This is a genomic window from Streptomyces sp. NRRL S-455 (assembly GCF_000717875.1).
In the GTDB taxonomy this organism is placed as follows: Bacteria; Actinomycetota; Actinomycetes; order Streptomycetales; family Streptomycetaceae; genus Streptomyces.
In genome coordinates this window covers 31595-49753 of the sequence record NZ_JOCT01000034.1, presented here as the reverse complement: position 1 = coordinate 49753, position 18159 = coordinate 31595, and the positions used below count along the sequence as shown (strand labels likewise).

Here is an 18159-nt window from a genome sequence, read left to right as displayed (position 1 = left end):
GGACGGCATCCGGTCACTTCGCGTAGATCGCCTCGATCTCGTGCGCGTAGTCCTTCGCCACCACGTTCCGCTTCAGCTTCAGTGACGGGGTCAGGTGGCCCGAGTCCTCCGTGAACTGGGAGGACAGGATGCGGAACTTCCGCACCGACTCGGCCTTCGACACCGCGGCGTTGCCGTCGTCGATCGCGGCCTGGACCGCGGCCAGCAGGTCCGGGTCCTCGCACAGCGACGCCGCGGTGGAACCGGCCGGCTTGCCGCGGTCCGCGCACCAGCGGGCCAGGAACTCCTCGTCGATGGTGATCAGCGCGCCCACGAACGGCCGCCCGTCGCCCACCACCATGCACTCCGCGACCAGTGCGTGCGCCCGGATGCGGTCCTCGATCACGGCCGGGGCGACGTTCTTGCCGCCCGCGGTGACGATGATCTCCTTCTTGCGGCCGGTGATCCGGAGGTAGCCGTCCTCGTCGAGGGTGCCGATGTCACCGGTGTGGAACCAGCCGTCGGCCAGCGCCTCCGCGGTCGCGCCGGGGTTGTTCCAGTACTCCTTGAACAGGTGGTCGCCGTGCAGCAGCACCTCGCCGTCGTCGGCGATCCGGACCACCGAGCCGGGCAGCGGCTGGCCGACCGTGCCGATCTTCTGCCGGTCCCAGGGGTTGAACGCGGTGGCGGCGCAGGACTCGGTCAGGCCGTAGCCCTCCAGGACCGTGAAGCCGATGCCGCGGAAGAAGTGACCGAGGCGCTCGCCCAGCGGCGCGCCGCCGGAGATGGCGTACTCGCCCCGGCCACCGAGGACCGCGCGGAGCTTGCTGTAGACGAGCTTGTCGAAGGCCTTGTGCTTGATCTTCAGGCCGAAGGACGGGCCCGACGGGGTGTCCAGCGCCTTGCTGTAGGCGATCGCGGTGTCGGCGGCCTTGTCGAAGATCTTGCCCTTGCCGTCCGCCTGTGCCTTGGCCCGCGCCGAGTTGTAGACCTTCTCGAAGACGCGCGGCACGCCGAGGATCAGCGTCGGCCGGAAGGAGGCAAGCTCGTCGGTGAGGTTCTTGATGTCCGGGACGCAGCCGAGCTTGATCGGCGCCATCATGGGCGCGATCTGCACCAGCCGCCCGAAGACGTGGGCCAGCGGCAGGAAGAGCAGTACCGAGCACTCGCCCGTGCGGAACAGCGGACGCAGCCGTTCCACGATGTTGCCGCACTCGGCGAAGAAGCTGCGGTGGGTGAGCACGCACCCCTTGGGGCGGCCGGTCGTGCCCGAGGTGTAGACGATGGTGGCCGGGTCGTCGGCCTTGGCGATCGAGCTGCGCTCCTCGATCGTCTCGTCGGTGACGTCCTGGCCGAGCCGGCTCAGCTCGTCGAGGCCGCCGCCGTCGATCTGCCAGACGTGCTTGAGCGCGGGAAGCCCGTCGCGCACCGACTCGACACCGGCGGCGTGTGCCTCCGACTCCACGATGCACGCGGTCGCGCCCGAGTCGCCGAGGATCCACTGCACCTGCTCCGGCGAACTGGTCTCGTACACCGGCACGGTCACGGCACCCGCGCTCCAGATCGCGAAGTCCAGCAGCGTCCACTCGTAGCGGGTGCGGGACATCAGCCCCACCCGGTCGCCCGGCTGGACCCCGGCGGCGATCAGCCCCTTCGCGGCCGCGTGCACCTCGGCGAGGAAGGTGGTGGACGTGACGTCCTGCCAGCTGCCGCCGACCTTGCGGGCGATGACGGCGACGTCCGGGTGCTGCGCGGCGTTTCTGCGGACGATGTCGGTCAGATTCCCGTCCGCGGGGACCTCGTACAAAGCCGGAAGGCTGAACTCGCGCAAGACTGCTGCTCCTCATAGGGCGCCGGCGCCACGACGGTGTGTGCTGCGACGGTGCGGTCCAAGGCTCGGGCAGGTGCTCGCACGTTCACTTGTTGAAATGCAGAGCACGACTGGACTGCCCGGACGTTACCCGCCGGTATGGCTTCTACGACAGGGGGCCCGTCGAGATGTTCGCTGCGTCACACAGTGGGTATTTCCTTTGCGCACAGTAGTCCACGTGCTAACTGACTGGCCAGTAACCGCAGGTAGCTCCGCCACTGTTCACAGGGGCCGCGCTCGACCTACGCTTGATCGTCATGGCACCCACACCAGCCGGAAACCGCAGGACGCGCGTGCACGTGGTCAGTGACGTGCACGGCAACGCCCGGGACCTGGCCAGGGCCGGAGAAGGCGCCGACGCCCTGATCTGCCTGGGCGACCTCGTCCTCTTCCTCGACTACGCCGACCACTCGCGCGGCATCTTCCCCGACCTGTTCGGCGTCGAGAACGCCGACCGCATCGTCGCCCTGCGCACCGCCCGCCGCTTCGAGGAGGCCCGGGAGTTCGGAAGGCGGCTGTGGGCGGGCATCGGAGAGGACCGGGCCTCGGTGATCGAGAAGGCGGTGCGCAGGCAGTACGCGGAGCTGTTCGCCGCGTTCCCCACTCCGACGTACGCCACCTACGGCAACGTCGACATGCCTCCCCTGTGGCAGGAGTACGCCGGCCCCGGCACCACCGTCCTCGACGGCGAGCGCGTCGAGATAGGCGGCCGGGTCTTCGGCTTCGTGGGAGGCGGCCTGCGCACGCCGATGCGGACGCCCTACGAGATCAGCGACGAGGAGTACGCGGCGAAGATCGAGGCCCTGGGCGAGGTCGACGTGCTGTGCACGCACATTCCGCCCGAAGTCCCGGAACTGGTCTACGACACCGTCGCACGCCGCTTCGAGCGCGGCAGCCGGGCCCTGCTGGACGCCATCCACCGCACCCGGCCCCGCTACTCCCTCTTCGGGCACGTGCACCAGCCGCTGGTGCGACGGATGCGGATCGGGGCCACCGAGTGCGTGAACGTGGGGCACTTCGCCGGGAGCGGGACACCATGGGCGCTGGAATGGTGAGGACGCCCCAGGTCGGGTGAGATCGGCGGGTCCCGTGCGCGGTAGCCTTCACGCTGCACACACGTGCGCACACGTGCGCACGGCGACCTCATACCGGCCCGCATCTGGAGGAGCCACGGCGATGGCGGAACACACCAGCTCGAGTATCACCATCGAGGCGGCCCCGGCCGACGTCATGGCGGTCATCGCCGACTTCGCCCGCTACCCGGACTGGACCGGCGAGGTGAAGGAGGCGGAGGTCCTCAAGACAGACGAACAGGGCCGCGCCGAGCAGGTCCGCCTCGTCATGGACGCCGGCGCGATCAAGGACGACCAGGTGCTCGGGTACACCTGGACCGGCGAGAACGAGGTGTCCTGGACGCTGGTGAAGTCCCAGATGCTCCGTTCCCTGGACGGCTCGTACATCCTCAAGCCGGCGGGCGCGGGCGGCACGGAGGTCACGTACGCGCTGACCGTCGACGTCAAGATCCCCATGCTCGGCATGATCAAGCGCAAGGCGGAGAAGGTCATCATCGACCGGGCCCTGGCGGGACTGAAGAAGCGGGTCGAATCGGGCAAGTAGGAGCCGCGCCGCGGGGGTGCCCCTGCTGTGCCGGGTGCGGCTCCGTCATGGCCGGTCGCGCAGTTCCCCGCGCCCCTGGGTCGGCTGAGCTGCGGGCAGTCGTGCCGCTGGGGCGGCACGGGTGGGCGATGGGGGTACCCCCTGCTCGAGCGAAGCCGAGAGCTTGGGGGAGGCACCCCGCACCGCCGGGTTGCGCAACGGCCCCGCCCAGCGGCATCACCAGGTACCTGGTCAACGCCGGTAGCGTTCAGGCCCATGCGCACCATCCTGATCACCGGCCCCGGCGGCAGCGGCCGTACCACCCTCGCGGCCGCGACCGCCCTGGCCGCGGCGGCGAAGGGCACCGACACCCTCGTCGTCGGATCCGACCGCACGGACACCCTCGGAGCCGCCCTGGGCGTGCGGACCGGCCCGGCCCCCGTCGAAGCCGCCCCGCACCTCACCGCATGGCGCCCCGACCCCGCCCAGGACTTCCGCAAGGACCTCACCGCCCTCCAGGAGCGAGCCTCCTCCGCACTCGACCTCCTCGGCGCCTCCCGCCTGGACCCGGAGGAACTGACGCCCCTGCCCGGCGCGGAGGAACTCGCCCTGCTGCGCGCCCTGCGCGACGCCGCGCTCTCGGAGAGGCACGACCTCCTCGTCGTCGACCTGCCCCCGGCCCCGCAGGCCCTCACCCTCCTCGCGCTCCCCGAGGAACTGCGCCGCTACCTGCGCCGCCTGCTCCCGCGAGAACGCCAGGCGGCCCGCGCCCTGCGCCCCGTCCTGGGCCGGCTCGCCGGCGTGCCCCTGCCCGCCGAGTGGCTGTACGAGACGGCCGCCCGCTGGGACCTGGAGCTGGCCGCCGTCGAGGCGGTCGTCGCCGACCGCGACACCGTCGTGCGCCTGGTCGCCGAGCCCGGCCCGGCCGGTGCCGACGCCCTCCGCTCGGCCGGCCTCGGCCTGGCCCTGCGCGGCCTGCGCACCGACCTCGTCGTCGCCAACCGCGTCCTGCCCGAGGCATCCCCGGACGCCTGGCTGGCCGGCCCGGTCGCCCAGCAGCGCAAGGCACTGGAGGAGTGGCGCGAGGCGTACGACGTCCGGACCGTCGCCCACCTCGGCCGCGACCCGCGCGGCGCCGACGACCTCACCGCCCTGGACGTGCCCCGCGCCGACGGGGACACCCCCGTCGCCCCGCTCGAGTGGCCCGTCACCGACCGGCTCGGCGAGGACGGGGTGCTCGTCTGGCACATCCCGCTGCCCGGCGCCATACGCGACGAACTGGACCTGGTCCGGCGCGGCGACGAACTCGTCGTCACGGCGGGACGGTTCCGCCGCGTCCTCCCACTGCCCTCCGCGCTGCGCCGCTGCACCGTCGACGGCGCCGCCCTGCGCGAGGGCGAACTGCGCATCCGCTTCGCCCCCGACCCGAAGCTGTGGCCGCAGTCACGCTGAGTACGCCCGTTCGGGTAACGTCGTAGGGACGAACCGTAGTCAGGAGTCCGTCATGAGCGAAGAGCTCCCCCCGTCCCACGCCGCCCGCGAAGAGGCCGCGGACGAGGTGCGGGCGACCGACGCCGACGCCTGGGCGACCGCGTGCGCCGAGGACCTCGAAGCGGAGAAGACCCGCCGCCGCACCCAGTACGGCACCCCCCAGGGCTCCGCGGCCGAGGAACTGAAGAAGCTCGTCGACGCCGTCGCGGACAAGCTGTCCGGGATCCAGTCGCCGCTGTTCGGCGCGGTCGCGGGCCCCGCCGCCCAGCAGGTCGTACGGCAGGTCGTCCAGCAGGCCAAGGACGCCGTGGAACCGGTCATCGAACGCAACCCGGACGTCTTCGACCACCTGGCCGCCGCCGGGAACGAACTGCTCGCCGCCTACCGCTCCGCCGTCCAGTCCCAGGAGCGCCGCTGGACCGGCCGCGACGACCAGGACGACCCGCGCGACCAGGACGAGCGCCATGACCGGGGCGACGACGGCGGTCCCGGGGAACGCATCGACCTGGACTGAACCTCAGGCCGGGCCCGGATCCCGCCGGGCGTGCCCACCGGTCGGACGAGCCGAACCCGAGGGCAGTGCCTCGGGTACCGTTGGCGTAGCGGGGCTCGACCGAAACTGAGGGATTCATGGGACTCACCATCGGCGTCGACATCGGCGGCACGAAGATCGCGGCCGGCGTGGTCGATGAGGAAGGCAACATCCTCTCGACCCACAAGGTGCCGACCCCGGGCACGCCCGAGGCCATCGTGGACGCCATCGCCTCGGCGGTGGACGGCGCGCGTGTCGGTCACGACATCGTCGGCGTGGGCATCGGCGCCGCCGGCTACGTGAACCGGCAGCGCTCCGAGGTCTACTTCGCGCCGAACATCCACTGGCGCAACGAGCCGCTCAAGGAGAAGGTCGAGGCCCGGGTGGGCCTCCCGGTGGTCGTGGAGAACGACGCGAACGCCGCGGCGTGGGGCGAGTACAAGTTCGGCGCGGGCAAGGGCCACCGCAACGTCATCTGCATCACGCTCGGCACCGGCCTCGGCGGCGGCATCATCATCGGCAACAAGCTGCGCCGCGGGCACTTCGGCGTGGCCGCCGAGTTCGGCCACATCCGCATGGTGCCGGACGGCCTGCTGTGCGGCTGCGGCTCGCAGGGCTGCTGGGAGCAGTACGCCTCCGGCCGTGCCCTCGTCCGGTACGCCAAGCAGCGCGCCAACGCCACCCCGGAGAACGCCGAGATCCTCCTCGGCCTCGGCGACGGCACGCCCGAGGGCATCGAGGGCAAGCACATCTCCATGGCCGCCCGTCAAGGTGACCGCGTGGCCGTCGACTCCTACCGCGAACTGGCCCGCTGGGTCGGCGCGGGCCTCGCCGACCTCGCCTCCCTCTTCGACCCCTCCGCCTTCATCGTCGGCGGCGGTCTCTCCGACGAGGGTGAACTGGTCCTGGGCCCGATCCGCAAGTCCTACAAGCGCTGGCTGGTGGGCGGCAACTGGCGCCCGGTGGCCGAGGTCCGCGCCGCGGAACTGGGCAACAAGGCGGGCCTGGTGGGCGCGGCCGACCTGGCCCGCGAACCCGACCCGATCATGTAACGCCCTTCTGTTCTCAGGGCGCGGGGAACTGCGCGACCAGCCACAGGCATCCGGCACTCGCGCACGTACCCCGCGCCCCGACCCCCTGGGCGTACATTGACCGACATGGAGCCGCTCCCCAACTCCGGCACTGACGCCGACGGTTCAGCCACCCTCCGTGTCCTCTCCTACAACATCCGCTCGATGCGCGACGACACACACGCCCTGGCCCGTGTCATCAGAGCCTGCGAACCCGACCTGGTCCTCGTCCAAGAAGCCCCCCGCTTCTTCCGCTGGCGCAAGAAACTCGCCCGCCTGGCCCGCGCGGCAGACCTCCTCGTCCTCACCGGCGGAGCCACCGCCGCGGGCCCGGCGATCCTCTGCTCGCTCCGCGCGAGCGTCGAGCACACGGAGGACGTCCTCCTGCCCCTCACCCCCGGCCTGCACCGCCGCGGCTTCGCCACGGCGGTCGTCCGCGTCGCCGGCACCCGCCTAGGCGTTCTCAGCTGTCACCTGTCGCTGCGGAAGGACGAGCGCTACGAGCAGGGCGGCATGCTCCTGGACCGGCTCGCCGGGATGGGCGTGGAGCACGCGATCGCCGGCGGCGACCTGAACGAACGCCCCGACGGCCCCACTTTCCGCCGGCTGGCCGGCGCTCTGACCGACTGCCGGGCCGCCGCGCCCTGGGGCGGCGAGCACACCTGGACCCCCGCCGACCCCTACCAGCGCATCGACGCGATCTTCGCGACCCAGGGCATCGAGGTCCTGGGCTGCGGCGTGCCCGTCGGTCACCCCGGCGTGACCGAGGCAGACCTGAGGGCGGCCACCGACCACTTCCCGGTCCTGGCCGCTCTCAAGGTTCCGGCCGTCTAGACCGGAAGGCCGCTGTCGGCTGCTGTCCTCGTCACTTGTGCCGTTTGCCCAGCAGGCCCCTGACCACGAACACTCCGATCAGTATGGCGACCACGACGAAGAGGACCTGGCCCCACACCGGGAGGTCTGGACCGCCTCCGGGGGCCGCCATGAGGGCGTGGCGCATGCTGGTCCCATCCTTTCCGCAGGCAAGAAGGGCCGCCCGGCCTACGGCCGGACAGCCCACGACAAGGTCTTCGACAGCCCCCTGGTCTAGACGACCGCACCCCGCCCCGGGTCGTCGTCGTCCTCGTCATCCGTCCGCATCCGCATCACCAGCGTCGCGAAGCCACCGAGGAACCCGCCGATCCCCAGCGTGGCCAGCCACCACGTCATCTCCCAGCCGAGCAGCACCGCGAGCAGAAGCAGCACCGGCCCGCCGAGCACGCCGAGCCAGGCGAACTTCGCGGTGACATCGGCGGCCGGCAGCGGGGGCGGCTCCGGCGGCACGAAGTGGCCCTCGTCGCCCTCGTCGAAGTCGTCCTCGGAGGGCTCGGGCGTGGAGTAGTCACGCGGGCCGACGCCCGGCGCGAAGGAGACGGAACCCCCCAGCGGCTTGACGGGCCGGTCCCCGGGCCCTTCGGTCTCCTCCGGCTTGGCGGCTTCCTGCGGCTTGGCGGCCTCTCCGGCCGCCCCGGCCGTGTCCACCTTGTCGTCGTTGGTCTCGGACTCCAGCAGCGCCAAGTCCTCGACGGACTTGAACGGCTTCGCCCCCGGCGGGTCCGGCGGCTCCTCGCCGTACCCGGCGACGATGGCCGCCCAGGCGGCCTCCTCGTCGAACGGGACGCCCTTCTCGTCCGGCTCGCGGCCCTCGCGGTCGGAGTCGTGCTCAGCCACCTGCGGTCGTCCCTTCCTTGCCGAGACCGGGCTCCTTGGCGAGGCCGGACGCGATCCGGCCGATGAACGCGAGGCTCTCCTCGTGGATCCGGTCCGCGTCATGGTCCAACGTGGCGACGTGGTAGCTCTGTTCCAGCAGAACCTCCCTCACGTCCGTCGACGAGACGCGGCTGAGGATCCGGGCCGAGTCGGCGGGCGGCACCACATGGTCCTGCGGGCTGTGCAGCAGCAGCACCGGCTGGGTGACCTGCGGCAGCTCGCCGTCGACGATCCGGAAGAACTGACGCAGCGAGTGCGCCGCGTGCAACGGCACCCGGTCGTAGCCGAGCTCCCTGCTGTCCGGCTTGGCGATGTCGCTGGCGATGCCCTTCGTCGCGGGGACGAGGTGGCGGACCACCGGCAGGGCGTGCGCGGCCAGGCCGTGCACCTTGTTCGCCGGGTTGACGACGACCACGCCGCTGACGGCGTCCCCGTGCTTCGCGGCGAGTCGCAGGGCCAGGGCACCGCCCATGGACAGACCGGCCACGAAGACCTTCTCGCGGCGCTCGCACAGCAGGCGCAGCTCGCGGTCCACCTCCGCGTACCAGTCCTGCCAGCCGGTGATCCGCAGGTCCTCCCAGCGCGTGCCGTGCCCGGGCAGCAGCGGCAGCGAGACGGTCAGGCCCTGTGCGGCGAGATGCTCCGCCCAGGGGCGCAGCGACTGCGGTGAACCGGTGAAGCCGTGGCAGAGGAGGACGGCCACCTCCCCGCCCTCATGGTGAAACGGCTCTGCTCCGGCAAGGACCGGCACCTTCGGCCTCCTGGTCGTGAGAAGGGACGAACACGATCACGGATTGTCACAGAACGTCATGGAAGGGGTCGCACGGCGTTCGCGGGACCTTCACCGTACGCGACCGCACTGACACCGACCAGGGCCGTCGGCGCCTTTGACGGCGGTCCGGGTTATGGTCTGATCGACACATACAGGAGGCACTCGGTTGTTGTACGGCGCGATGAAGGTCGCTGTTGGGGGACCGCTGAAGGTCGCCTTCAGGCCGTGGGTGGAAGGCCTGGAGAACGTTCCCGCCGAGGGTCCCGCGATCCTGGCGAGCAATCACCTGTCCTTCTCGGACTCGTTCTTCCTGCCCGCCGTCCTCGACCGCAAGGTCACGTTCATCGCGAAGGCCGAGTACTTCACCACGCCCGGGGTGAAGGGCCGGATGACGGCCGCCTTCTTCAAGGGGGTCGGTCAGCTGCCCGTGGACCGGTCCGGTGCCCGCGGGGCGGGTGAGGCCGCCATCAAGAGCGGCATCGAGGTGCTGGAGCGTGGCGAGCTGTTCGGCATCTACCCGGAGGGGACGCGCTCGCCCGACGGGCGGCTCTACCGCGGAAAGCCGGGCGGCCTCGCGCGCGTGGCGCTCGCGACCGGCGCGCCCGTCATCCCGGTCGCGATGATCGACACGGAGAAGATCCAGCCGCCCGGCAAGGTCGTGCCGAAGCTGATGCGGCCCGGTATCCGCATCGGCAAGCCCCTGGACTTCAGGCGCTACCAGGGCATGGAGCACGACCGGTTCGTGCTGCGCGCGGTGACCGACGAGGTCATGTACGAGATCATGAAGCTCTCCGGCCAGGAATACGTCGACATGTACGCGACGGCCATGAAGCGGCAGCTCGCGGAGGCGGCGAAGGCGGAGAAGGAAGCCGGGAAGGCCGCCAAGGCCGCGCTCGCGCGGGCCGAGAAGGAACAGGCCGAGAAGGACGAGCAGACGGAACAGCGGCGGACCGAGCCTTAGCCGGGGCGTCGGCCGGGGGTGGGGGACATGGCCAAGCGCGAGCGTGTCATGAGAATGTCGGTCGAGCAGCCGCTGTGGCGTGCGCTGACCGCGTACCGGGTGCTGACGATGCTGTACGCGGTCGGCCTGTTCGCCACCGCCTACGGCGAGTTCCCCCGCCCCTGGGTCGCCGTCGCCTACTACACCGTGCTGGGCGGGTGGACCCTCGCCACCCTGCCCCGGGTCGCGAACGCCGCCCGCTGCACCAAGCGGTTCCTCGCCGCCGACCTCACCGTCGCCGTCGTCGGCATCCTGCTCACACCCGTCGCCGACGCACACGAGCGGGTCCAGGCGGGCGGCCCCACCCTGCCGTCGATCTGGACCGCCGGTTCCGTCCTGGCCTTCGCCCTCAAGGGCGGCTGGCGCTGGGCGGCCCTCGCTTCCACCCTGGTGGCCGCCGCCAATCTGGTGGAACGCGGCTCCCCGGCCCGCGACACCGTCCACAACGTCATCCTGGTCTGCATCGCCTCCATCGCCATCGGCTACGTCGTCGAGGTCGCCCGCGCCTCCGAGCGCACCCTCGCCCGCGCCCTGGAGATCGAGGCCGCCACCAGAGAGCGGGAACGCCTCGCCCGGGACATCCACGACAGCGTGCTCCAGGTACTGGCGATGGTGCAGCGGCGCGGGGCGGTGATCGGCGGCGAGGCGGCCGAGCTGGGCCGGATGGCCGGTGAGCAGGAGGTCGCGCTGCGCACCCTGGTCTCCGGCGGGCTGGTGCCGGTCTCCCGGGTCTCGGAGGACGCCGCCGAGGGAGCGGTCGTCCGGGCCGTGGACGAGGAGCCGGAGGAGAGCGGCCCCGTCGACCTGCGCGCCCTGCTCGCGCCGTACGCCGGGGCCAGGGTCAGCCTCGCCGAGCCCGGGGCGGCCGTGCCACTGACGCCGGTCGCCGCCCGCGAGGTGGCCGCCGCCGTCGGGGCCGCCCTGGACAACGTCCGCAGGCACGCCGGGGAACAGGCGCGCGCGTGGATCCTGGTCGAGGACGAGCCGGACGAGGTGATCGTCACCGTACGGGACGACGGGCCCGGCATCCCGGAGGGGCGGCTCGCCCAGGCGGAGGGCGAGGGGCGGCTCGGCGTCGCCCTGTCGATCCGCGGCCGGCTGCGCGACCTCGGCGGCAGCGCGGAGCTGATCTCGGTGCCCGGGCAGGGCACGGAGGTCGAGTTGAAGGTACCTAAGGACGTGACAGAGGCACGGGGGAAGGCGGAGCGGCGATGACGCGGACCACGGAGGACGGGCGGGACCCGGTCGAGGACCCGGTCAAGGACCCGATCAAGGTGATGGTGGTCGACGACCACCCCATGTGGCGCGACGCCGTCGCCCGCGACCTGGCCGAGTCGGGCTTCGACGTGGTCGCCACCGCGGGCGACGGCGACCAGGCGGTGCGCCGGGCCAAGGCCGCCGCGCCCGACGTCCTCGTGCTCGACCTGAACCTGCCCGTCAAGCCCGGCGTCCAGGTCTGCAAGGAGGTCGTCGCCGCCAACCCCGCGCTGCGCGTCCTCGTGCTCTCCGCGAGCGGCGAGCACGCCGACGTCCTGGAGGCCGTGAAGTCCGGCGCGACCGGCTACCTGCTCAAGTCGGCCTCCACCGAGGAGCTCCAGGACGCCGTCCGCCGCACGGCCGTCGGGGATCCGGTCTTCACCCCCGGCCTCGCCGGCCTGGTCCTCGGCGAGTACCGCCGCCTGGCCTCCGAACCCGCCCCCGCCCCCGACACCGGTGAACCGAACGCTCCCCGGCTCACCGACCGCGAGACCGAGGTGCTGCGCCTGGTCGCCAAGGGCCTGAGCTACAAGCAGATCGCCGAACGCCTGGTCATCTCCCACCGCACGGTGCAGAACCACGTCCAGAACACCCTCGGCAAGCTCCAGTTGCACAACCGCGTGGAGCTGGTGAGATACGCGATCGAGCGCGGTCTCGACGACGAGTGAGGGGCGGCGGCCCGGGCGTTACACCGAGGGCCTGCTCGGGTCCCGGAGCCGCCCCATCAGCTCCCGCACGAGCGTCGCCCCGTTCAGCGTCAGGATCGACTCGGGGTGGAACTGGACCCCCGCGAACCCGGGCCCGCGCAGGGCGTGCACCTCCCCGTTCGCGGCGCGGCTCACCTCCACGCCGTGCGCGGCCAGCTCCTGGTGGGCCCCCTCGTCGCAGTGCGCCACGAAGCTGTTGTAGAAGCCGACGGTCTCCCGCCGCCCGAACAACTCGATCTCCGTCTGCGCCCCCTGGTACGGCACTTCCTTCCGTACGATCTCCAGCCCCAGCTCGGCCGCGATCAGCTCGTGCCCGAGGCAGACGCCGAGCACGCCGTGCGGATGGCCGCGGAGGATGACCTCGGCGGTGAGATCCCGCAGGATCCGCATCTTGGGGTCGGTGAGATCGGAGGGATCGCCGGGGCCCGGGCCGAGCACGACGGGCCCCTCGTGCGTGAGCACCGTCTCCCGGAGCCCGTCCTCGTCGTACCGCCGGACGGACACCTCCAGGCCGCTCGACCGCAGCACATGCGCCAGCATCGCGGTGAAGGTGTCCTCCCCGTCGACGACCAGCGCATGCCCGCTCAGCGCCTTGGCCGACGGCTCCTGCATCCGCAGCCAGAACGGCGCGAGCGAGGCCCGGCGCGCGTCGAGCGCGGCCCGCACTCTCGGGTCGTGGGCCAGCCGCGGCCGCACGGACTCCTCCCGCGGCCTTCCCGGCCGTACTCCCAGGGCCGTCAGCACACCCGCCGCCTTCGCATGCGTCTCCGCGACCTCGCCGGCCGGGTCCGATCCACGCACGAGCGTGGCGCCGACCGGCACGCGCAGGTGTCCGTCGCAGGAGATGTCGGCGGTGCGGATGAGGATGGGGGAGTCGACCGTCTGGGCTCCGCCGGAATCCCGGCCGAGCAGGGCCAGAGCTCCCGCGTAGTACCCGCGCCCGCCGACCTCGTGCCGCTCGATCACCCGGCAGGCGTTCTGCACCGGCGAGCCGGTGACGGTGGCCGCGAACATGGTCTCCCTCAGGACGTCCCGCACGTCCAGCGAGGACTTCCCGCGCAGCTCGTACTCGGTGTGCGCGAGGTGCGCCATCTCCTTCAGCCGGGGCCCGATGACGACTCCGCCCATGTCACCGACGGTGCACATCATCTTGAGCTCCTCGTCGACGACCATCGACAGTTCCTCGATCTCCTTGCCGTCGGCGAGGAAGTCGAGCAGGTGTTCGGCTGTGGGCCCCTCGACGGGATACCGGTACGTCCCGCTGATCGGGTTCATGACGACGGTCCCGCCGGACATCCGTACGTGCACCTCGGGGCTCGCCCCGACCAAGGTCCGGGCCCCGGTGTGCACGACGAACGTCCAGTACGCGCCCCGCTCGCCCTCCAGCAGCCGCCGGAACAGCGCCAGGGCGTCCCCGCGGGAGAACCCCGGGATCTCACCCTCGTACGTCCGCCGGATCACGAAGTTCGCGCCCTCACCGCCGCCGATCTCCTCCTCCAGCACGCGTCCGACGATCCGCGCGTACTCCTCGTCGGTGACATCGAAGCCACCTCCCTCGACGCGCACCTCGTGCGCCGGGAGCTGCTCCAGGGCGTCGGCCAGCGGCACCTCGTAGGACTCCTCGGGCGTCAGCACCGTCAGCGGGGTGCCGTCGTCGCGGACGTCGAAGCCGCGCTCGCGGATCTGCCGGAAGGGGACGAGCGCGAGGCCCTCGTCGGGGAGATCGGCGAGGCGGTCGTAGGTGGCGACCGGGCCGAGCAGCACCTCGACCGTGTCGTGGTCGCGGCCCGGGGTGCGGCGGCGCAGCAGGGCGAACGGGCGGGAGTCGTCCAGCAAGCCGAGCAGGTTCATGGGTCCGTACTCCTTGTCGATGGGAGAGGAACGGACCCCGGGAAACACCGAAGGCCGCCCCTCGGGCGGCCTTCGCGAAGTCTTGCGTACGCGCAGTCAGTGGGCCGCCGGGTGAGCGGTCCACCACCAGTTCTGGATCGAGTGCGCGAACATGCGACGCACCCTACCCGATGTCCGCAGGGCGTACGCGGTGTCTCAATTGCTGGGCATGGGTCTGGACGCCCGACACGACCCCGTAGTGTTGAACGCGTGACCGTGAACGCTAAGACCAGCGCGAGTGCTGGCAACACCTGGCGAGACCTGCCCGCGGCGCAGCAGCCCGAGTACCCCGACCTTGAGGCTCTGCGCGCAGTCGTTGCGGACCTCGAGTCGTATCCGCCGCTCGTCTTCGCGGGCGAGTGCGACCAGCTGCGCGCCCGGATGGCGGCCGTCGCCAAGGGAGAGGCGTTCCTTCTCCAGGGCGGCGACTGCGCCGAGGCGTTCGACGCGGTGTCCGCCGACCACATCCGCAACAAGCTCAAGACCCTGCTCCAGATGGGCGCCGTGCTGACGTACGCCGCCTCCGTGCCGGTCGTGAAGGTCGGCCGGATCGCCGGCCAGTACTCCAAGCCGCGCTCCAAGCCGACCGAGACCCGTGACGGCGTGACGCTGCCGACGTACCGGGGCGACTCCGTCAACGGCTTCGACTTCACCGAAGAGGCCCGCGTCCCGGACCCCGAGCGGCTGAAGCGGATGTACCACGCCTCCGCCTCCACGCTGAACCTGGTGCGCGCCTTCACCACCGGCGGTTACGCCGACCTGCGCCAGGTGCACGCCTGGAACCAGGACTTCGTGAAGTCGTCCCCCTCGGGGCAGCGCTACGAGCAGCTGGCGCGCGAGATCGACAACGCGCTGAACTTCATGCACGCCTGCGGGGCGGACCCGGAGGAGTTCAAGACGGTCGAGTTCTACGCCTCGCACGAGGCGCTGCTGCTCGACTACGAGTCCGCCCTGACCCGGGTCGACTCGCGCACCGGGCAGCTGTACGACGTCTCCGCGCACATGGTGTGGATCGGTGAGCGCACCCGGCAGCTGGACCACGCGCACATCGAGTTCGCCTCGAAGATCCGCAACCCCATCGGCATCAAGCTGGGTCCGACGACCACCGCCGAGGACGCGCTGCAGTACATCGAGCGCCTCGACCCGGAGCGGGAGCCGGGCCGGCTGACCTTCATCGTCCGTATGGGCGCCGACAAGGTCCGCGACAAGCTCCCCGAGCTGGTCGAGAAGGTCACCGCGTCCGGCGCGACCGTGGCCTGGGTGACCGACCCGATGCACGGCAACACCTTCGAGGCGGCCTCCGGGCACAAGACCCGCCGCTTCGACGACGTGCTCGACGAGGTCAAGGGCTTCTTCGAGGTCCACAAGGCGCTGGGCACGCACCCGGGCGGCATCCACGTGGAACTCACCGGCGACGACGTCACCGAGTGCGTGGGCGGCGGCGACGAGATCTTCGTCGACGACCTGCACCAGCGCTACGAGACGGCCTGCGACCCGCGGCTCAACCGCAGCCAGTCGCTCGACCTGGCGTTCCTCGTGGCCGAGATGTACCGGGACCAGTAAGGGATGTACCGGGACCAGTAAGGGCCCGCCTGTCACGACATCGACTGGGGCGCGGATCACACGATCCGCGCCCCTCTCGGCTTTTCCCCCTCCCAGCCGGCGGGTAAGGTTAGGTTAGCCTCACCGATCAACGGGGACGGCGCCAGAGAACGAACCCGTCGGGAGGTGGACCGCGTGTACATCTGCAGTTGCTTCGGAATCACCGAACAGCAGGTCAGGCAGCACGCGGACAACGGCGCCTGCACCCCACGCCAGATAGCCTCCGCCTGCAAGGCGGGCACGGACTGCGGGTCGTGCGTACGCCGTATCCAGGCGATCCTCGGCAGGGGCGCGTGCCCGCGCCGCGAGCTGGCCGACCAGGGCGAGCCGGTGCTCGCGGAGCTCGAGGACGCCGCCTGACGGCAGGCCCCTGGGGGCTGCTAGCTCGGCTGCTCGATCTGCTGCGAGATGTACAGCGCCTCACCGAGCTTGTCGATGAGTTCCAGCTGCGTGTCCAGGTAGTCGATGTGGTGCTCCTCGTCCGCGAGGATCTCCTCGAAGATGTTCGCCGACGTGACGTCGCCCTTGCTGCGCATCACCTCGATGCCGCGCTTGAGCCGGTCGATCGCCTCGACCTCGATCTGCCGGTCGGCCTGGAACATCTCGGTGACGGTCTGGCCGACCCGGACGTGGAAGAGCCGCTGGTAGTTGGGCAAGCCGTCCAGCATCAGGATGCGCTCGGTGAGCTTGTCCGCGTGCTTCATCTCGTCCATGGACTCTTCACGCGTGTACTTGGCGAGCTTCGTCCAGCCCTTGTTGTCCTGGATGCGGTAGTGCAGCCAGTACTGGTTGATCGCGGTGAGCTCGCCGGTCAGCTGCTCGTTCAGGAATTCGAGGACCTCGGGGTCGCCCTGCATCGCAGAGGCTCCTTCCAACGCGGGGAACTGGCAGGTTGCGCCGCATGATTCCACCGACGACAAAGATCGTCCAGTAAGTCTTCACTTAGTAAGTAAGTGCATGCTTAGTTCTAGTTGTCCCGTTTTGGGGTCACCTCTGTCAGGGGCACCACCCGGGGTCTGTCAGGATGGAGTCATGGGTCAGCCGCTGGGAAGTGAATCGGGAGAAGGGCGCGATCCAGCAGGAGCGACGCAGCCCGGGCTCCCGCCAGGACAGCGTCTGCAACGCGGCTGGCCGGTCACGCACTACGGGCCCGTCCCCAAGTTCCGGCCCGAGCGCTGGGAGTTCCGGGTCTTCGGCGCCACCTCCGGCGGCGGCAAGCACTGCTGGACCCATGAGGAGTTCACGGCCCTGCCGTACACCACCGTCGTGGCCGATCTGCACTGCGTCACGAAGTTCAGCATGCTGGGCGCCGAGTGGGGCGGCGTCCCGGCACGCACGATCCTCGACCTCGCCCCGCCCGCGGACGACGTCACCCATGTGATGGTGTGGGCCGAGTACGGCTTCAGCTCCAACCTCCGGCTGTCCGACTTCGCCTCCGAGCAGGTCCTGTTCGCCACCCACAAGGACGGCGAGCTGCTCACCGCCGAGCACGGCTTCCCGCTGCGCCTGATCGTGCCCCACCTGTACGCCTGGAAGGGCCCCAAGTGGGTGCGCGGCGTGGAGTACATGACCGCCGACCGGCGCGGCTTCTGGGAGGAGCGCGGGTACCACAACATCGGCGACCCGTGGCAGGAGCAGCGCTACTCGTACCAGGAGGGCCCCGGGGACGGCCCCGGCCTCTGAGGATTCCTCGCGCCATGAGCCCCGCGGGGCGCCTGCCGGGGCGGGATGGCACGGCGGTCACCGGCCCTGGTGGGGCGCCGGGTGTGCCCCGGGGGGCGCACGTTCCGTACATGGGGCGCTACTCTTTCAGTCTTGCCTGGTGAGCGCCGTCCCGTGTGGACAGGACCGCCGGGTTCGCGGTGTTCCGCTTGAGGTCGGTCGGGCTAACGCTGTCGGGGGACGATGTGGGGCTGTTCGGAGAGCGCCGTACCTTCATGCAAGGACTGGGGTCGGCCGACCGTGAAGCCCTGGCCGGCTTGGGAAGCCGGCACGAGTATCCGGCTCACGAGACCCTCCTGTCGGAGGGGGAGCGCACCACGTTCGCCGTGGTCATCCTGGAGGGCTGGTCCGCCGTGTGGACGGCGACCGAACGCGGCGGACGGCTCATTCTGGGCCTGCGGCAGGCCGGAGAGGTCGTGGGGGACATGGCGGCCCTCGACGGGCGACCGCGCAGCGCCTCGGTCAGCGCCCTCGGACCCCTGACCGGGCTGGTCGTCCCGGGGGAGCGGTTCCGTCGCTTCCTGGCCGCCCGCCCCCACGCCAACGCGCTGATCATGACCCAGCTCACGGAGCGGCTGCGCAGCGCCGACCACGAGCGCCGTGCCCTGGCCTCCATGACCGTGCTCCAGCGGCTGTCCGAGCGGCTCGTCGAACTCGCCGACCGCACCGGCCGGGTGGAGCGCGAAGGCGTCACCATCCGGCTGCCCCTCGCCCAGCACGAGCTGGCCGCCTCGGTCGGATCCACCCGCGAGGCCGTGGCGAAGGCGCTGCGCCTGCTCCGCGAGCAGGGCCTGGTGCGGACCGGCCCGGGCACGCTCGCCGTCGCCGACCTGGAACCCCTGCGCCTGCTCGCGGGCGGGGCGCGGCACGGCAGAGACACGTAGCGCGTACCGGCATTCCCCTGCTGTGTAAACGGCTACAG

The 18159-nt window shown here is 71.2% G+C and carries 20 protein-coding genes; 13 read left to right on the top strand and 7 right to left on the bottom strand.

Annotated elements, in window-relative coordinates; genetic code table 11:
- Nucleotides 1-13: 13 nt before the first annotated feature.
- The gene (locus IE97_RS0133880; protein WP_030249403.1) at nt 14-1810 is read right to left on the bottom strand and encodes an AMP-dependent synthetase/ligase; all 1797 of its coding nucleotides are present in this window, start codon (nt 1808-1810) and stop codon (nt 14-16) included.
- A gap of 338 nt (nt 1811-2148) precedes the next feature.
- Between IE97_RS0133880 and IE97_RS0133875 the strand changes: the two genes are divergently transcribed.
- From IE97_RS0133875 to IE97_RS0133850, 6 genes are all read left to right on the top strand, one after another.
- On the top strand, nt 2149-2904 hold the full coding sequence (locus tag IE97_RS0133875) for a metallophosphoesterase family protein (protein ID WP_030249399.1): 756 nt from the start codon (nt 2149-2151) through the stop codon (nt 2902-2904).
- A gap of 121 nt (nt 2905-3025) precedes the next feature.
- Entirely contained in the window at nt 3026-3466 is a 441-nt protein-coding gene (locus IE97_RS0133870) for an SRPBCC family protein (RefSeq protein WP_030249394.1), read from the top strand.
- A 255-nt stretch (nt 3467-3721) separates the two neighbouring features.
- Nucleotides 3722-4897 carry an ArsA family ATPase gene (locus IE97_RS0133865; protein ID WP_030249391.1) on the top strand — a complete coding sequence of 392 codons (1176 nt, stop codon included), beginning with the start codon at nt 3722-3724 and terminating at the stop codon, nt 4895-4897.
- 52 nt (nt 4898-4949) lie between these two features.
- Nucleotides 4950-5450, top strand: a complete 501-nt coding sequence (locus IE97_RS0133860; protein WP_030249386.1) for a DUF5304 domain-containing protein — start codon at nt 4950-4952, stop codon at nt 5448-5450.
- Between the two features lie 116 nt (nt 5451-5566).
- Entirely contained in the window at nt 5567-6520 is a 954-nt protein-coding gene (locus tag IE97_RS0133855; RefSeq protein WP_030249383.1) for an ROK family glucokinase, read from the top strand.
- Nucleotides 6521-6625: 105 nt separating this feature from the next.
- Nucleotides 6626-7372 carry an endonuclease/exonuclease/phosphatase family protein gene (locus IE97_RS0133850; RefSeq protein ID WP_030249381.1) on the top strand — a complete coding sequence of 249 codons (747 nt, stop codon included), beginning with the start codon at nt 6626-6628 and terminating at the stop codon, nt 7370-7372.
- A 31-nt stretch (nt 7373-7403) separates the two neighbouring features.
- On the opposite strand, the gene IE97_RS43520 is transcribed toward IE97_RS0133850, so the two are convergent.
- From IE97_RS43520 to IE97_RS0133835, 3 genes are all read right to left on the bottom strand, one after another.
- Nucleotides 7404-7538, bottom strand: coding sequence for a hypothetical protein (locus IE97_RS43520; protein ID WP_267881818.1), 135 nt, complete (start codon nt 7536-7538; stop codon nt 7404-7406).
- Between the two features lie 86 nt (nt 7539-7624).
- Complete coding sequence (locus tag IE97_RS0133840) at nt 7625-8248, bottom strand: hypothetical protein (protein WP_030249379.1); 624 nt, start codon at nt 8246-8248, stop codon at nt 7625-7627.
- The gene (locus IE97_RS0133835) at nt 8241-9038 is read right to left on the bottom strand and encodes an alpha/beta hydrolase (protein ID WP_030249375.1); all 798 of its coding nucleotides are present in this window, start codon (nt 9036-9038) and stop codon (nt 8241-8243) included. The genes IE97_RS0133840 and IE97_RS0133835 overlap by 8 nt, the downstream gene beginning before the upstream one ends.
- Nucleotides 9039-9240: 202 nt before the next feature.
- On the opposite strand from IE97_RS0133835, the gene IE97_RS0133830 reads away from it, so the two are divergent.
- Genes IE97_RS0133830 through IE97_RS0133820 form a run of 3 tightly spaced genes read left to right on the top strand, consistent with a single transcriptional unit; the run spans nt 9241 to nt 11984 of the window.
- Nucleotides 9241-10020 carry a lysophospholipid acyltransferase family protein gene (locus tag IE97_RS0133830; RefSeq protein ID WP_030249370.1) on the top strand — a complete coding sequence of 260 codons (780 nt, stop codon included), beginning with the start codon at nt 9241-9243 and terminating at the stop codon, nt 10018-10020.
- Between the two features lie 27 nt (nt 10021-10047).
- Nucleotides 10048-11274, top strand: coding sequence for a MacS family sensor histidine kinase (gene macS / locus IE97_RS0133825; RefSeq protein WP_030249365.1), 1227 nt, complete (start codon nt 10048-10050; stop codon nt 11272-11274).
- Nucleotides 11271-11984: a response regulator gene (locus IE97_RS0133820; protein WP_030249361.1), complete on the top strand. Its 714-nt coding sequence runs from the start codon at nt 11271-11273 to the stop codon at nt 11982-11984. The genes macS and IE97_RS0133820 overlap by 4 nt, the downstream gene beginning before the upstream one ends.
- Before the next feature lie 18 nt (nt 11985-12002).
- Here IE97_RS0133820 and IE97_RS0133815 read toward each other — a convergent pair whose 3' ends face one another.
- Both IE97_RS0133815 and IE97_RS43865 read right to left on the bottom strand, forming a co-directional pair.
- Nucleotides 12003-13874 carry an anthranilate synthase family protein gene (locus IE97_RS0133815; RefSeq protein WP_030249358.1) on the bottom strand — a complete coding sequence of 624 codons (1872 nt, stop codon included), beginning with the start codon at nt 13872-13874 and terminating at the stop codon, nt 12003-12005.
- A 96-nt stretch (nt 13875-13970) separates the two neighbouring features.
- Nucleotides 13971-14027, bottom strand: coding sequence for a trp operon leader peptide (locus IE97_RS43865; RefSeq protein WP_076973970.1), 57 nt, complete (start codon nt 14025-14027; stop codon nt 13971-13973).
- A gap of 96 nt (nt 14028-14123) precedes the next feature.
- Here IE97_RS43865 and IE97_RS0133810 point away from each other — a divergent pair, with 96 nt between their 5' ends.
- Both IE97_RS0133810 and IE97_RS0133805 read left to right on the top strand, forming a co-directional pair.
- The gene (locus IE97_RS0133810; protein WP_030249354.1) at nt 14124-15476 is read left to right on the top strand and encodes a class II 3-deoxy-7-phosphoheptulonate synthase; all 1353 of its coding nucleotides are present in this window, start codon (nt 14124-14126) and stop codon (nt 15474-15476) included.
- Nucleotides 15477-15641: 165 nt separating this feature from the next.
- Nucleotides 15642-15875, top strand: coding sequence for a (2Fe-2S)-binding protein (locus tag IE97_RS0133805; RefSeq protein WP_078603478.1), 234 nt, complete (start codon nt 15642-15644; stop codon nt 15873-15875).
- 20 nt (nt 15876-15895) lie between these two features.
- Here the strand turns inward: IE97_RS0133805 and bfr are convergent, their stop codons facing one another.
- Entirely contained in the window at nt 15896-16372 is a 477-nt protein-coding gene (bfr, locus tag IE97_RS0133800) for a bacterioferritin (RefSeq protein WP_030249348.1), read from the bottom strand.
- Between the two features lie 175 nt (nt 16373-16547).
- Here bfr and IE97_RS0133795 point away from each other — a divergent pair, with 175 nt between their 5' ends.
- Together IE97_RS0133795 and IE97_RS0133790 are read left to right on the top strand one after the other, a co-directional pair.
- On the top strand, nt 16548-17198 hold the full coding sequence (locus tag IE97_RS0133795) for a sulfite oxidase-like oxidoreductase (RefSeq protein WP_030249345.1): 651 nt from the start codon (nt 16548-16550) through the stop codon (nt 17196-17198).
- Between the two features lie 224 nt (nt 17199-17422).
- Nucleotides 17423-18121: a Crp/Fnr family transcriptional regulator gene (locus IE97_RS0133790; protein WP_030249341.1), complete on the top strand. Its 699-nt coding sequence runs from the start codon at nt 17423-17425 to the stop codon at nt 18119-18121.
- Nucleotides 18122-18159 lie beyond the last annotated feature (38 nt).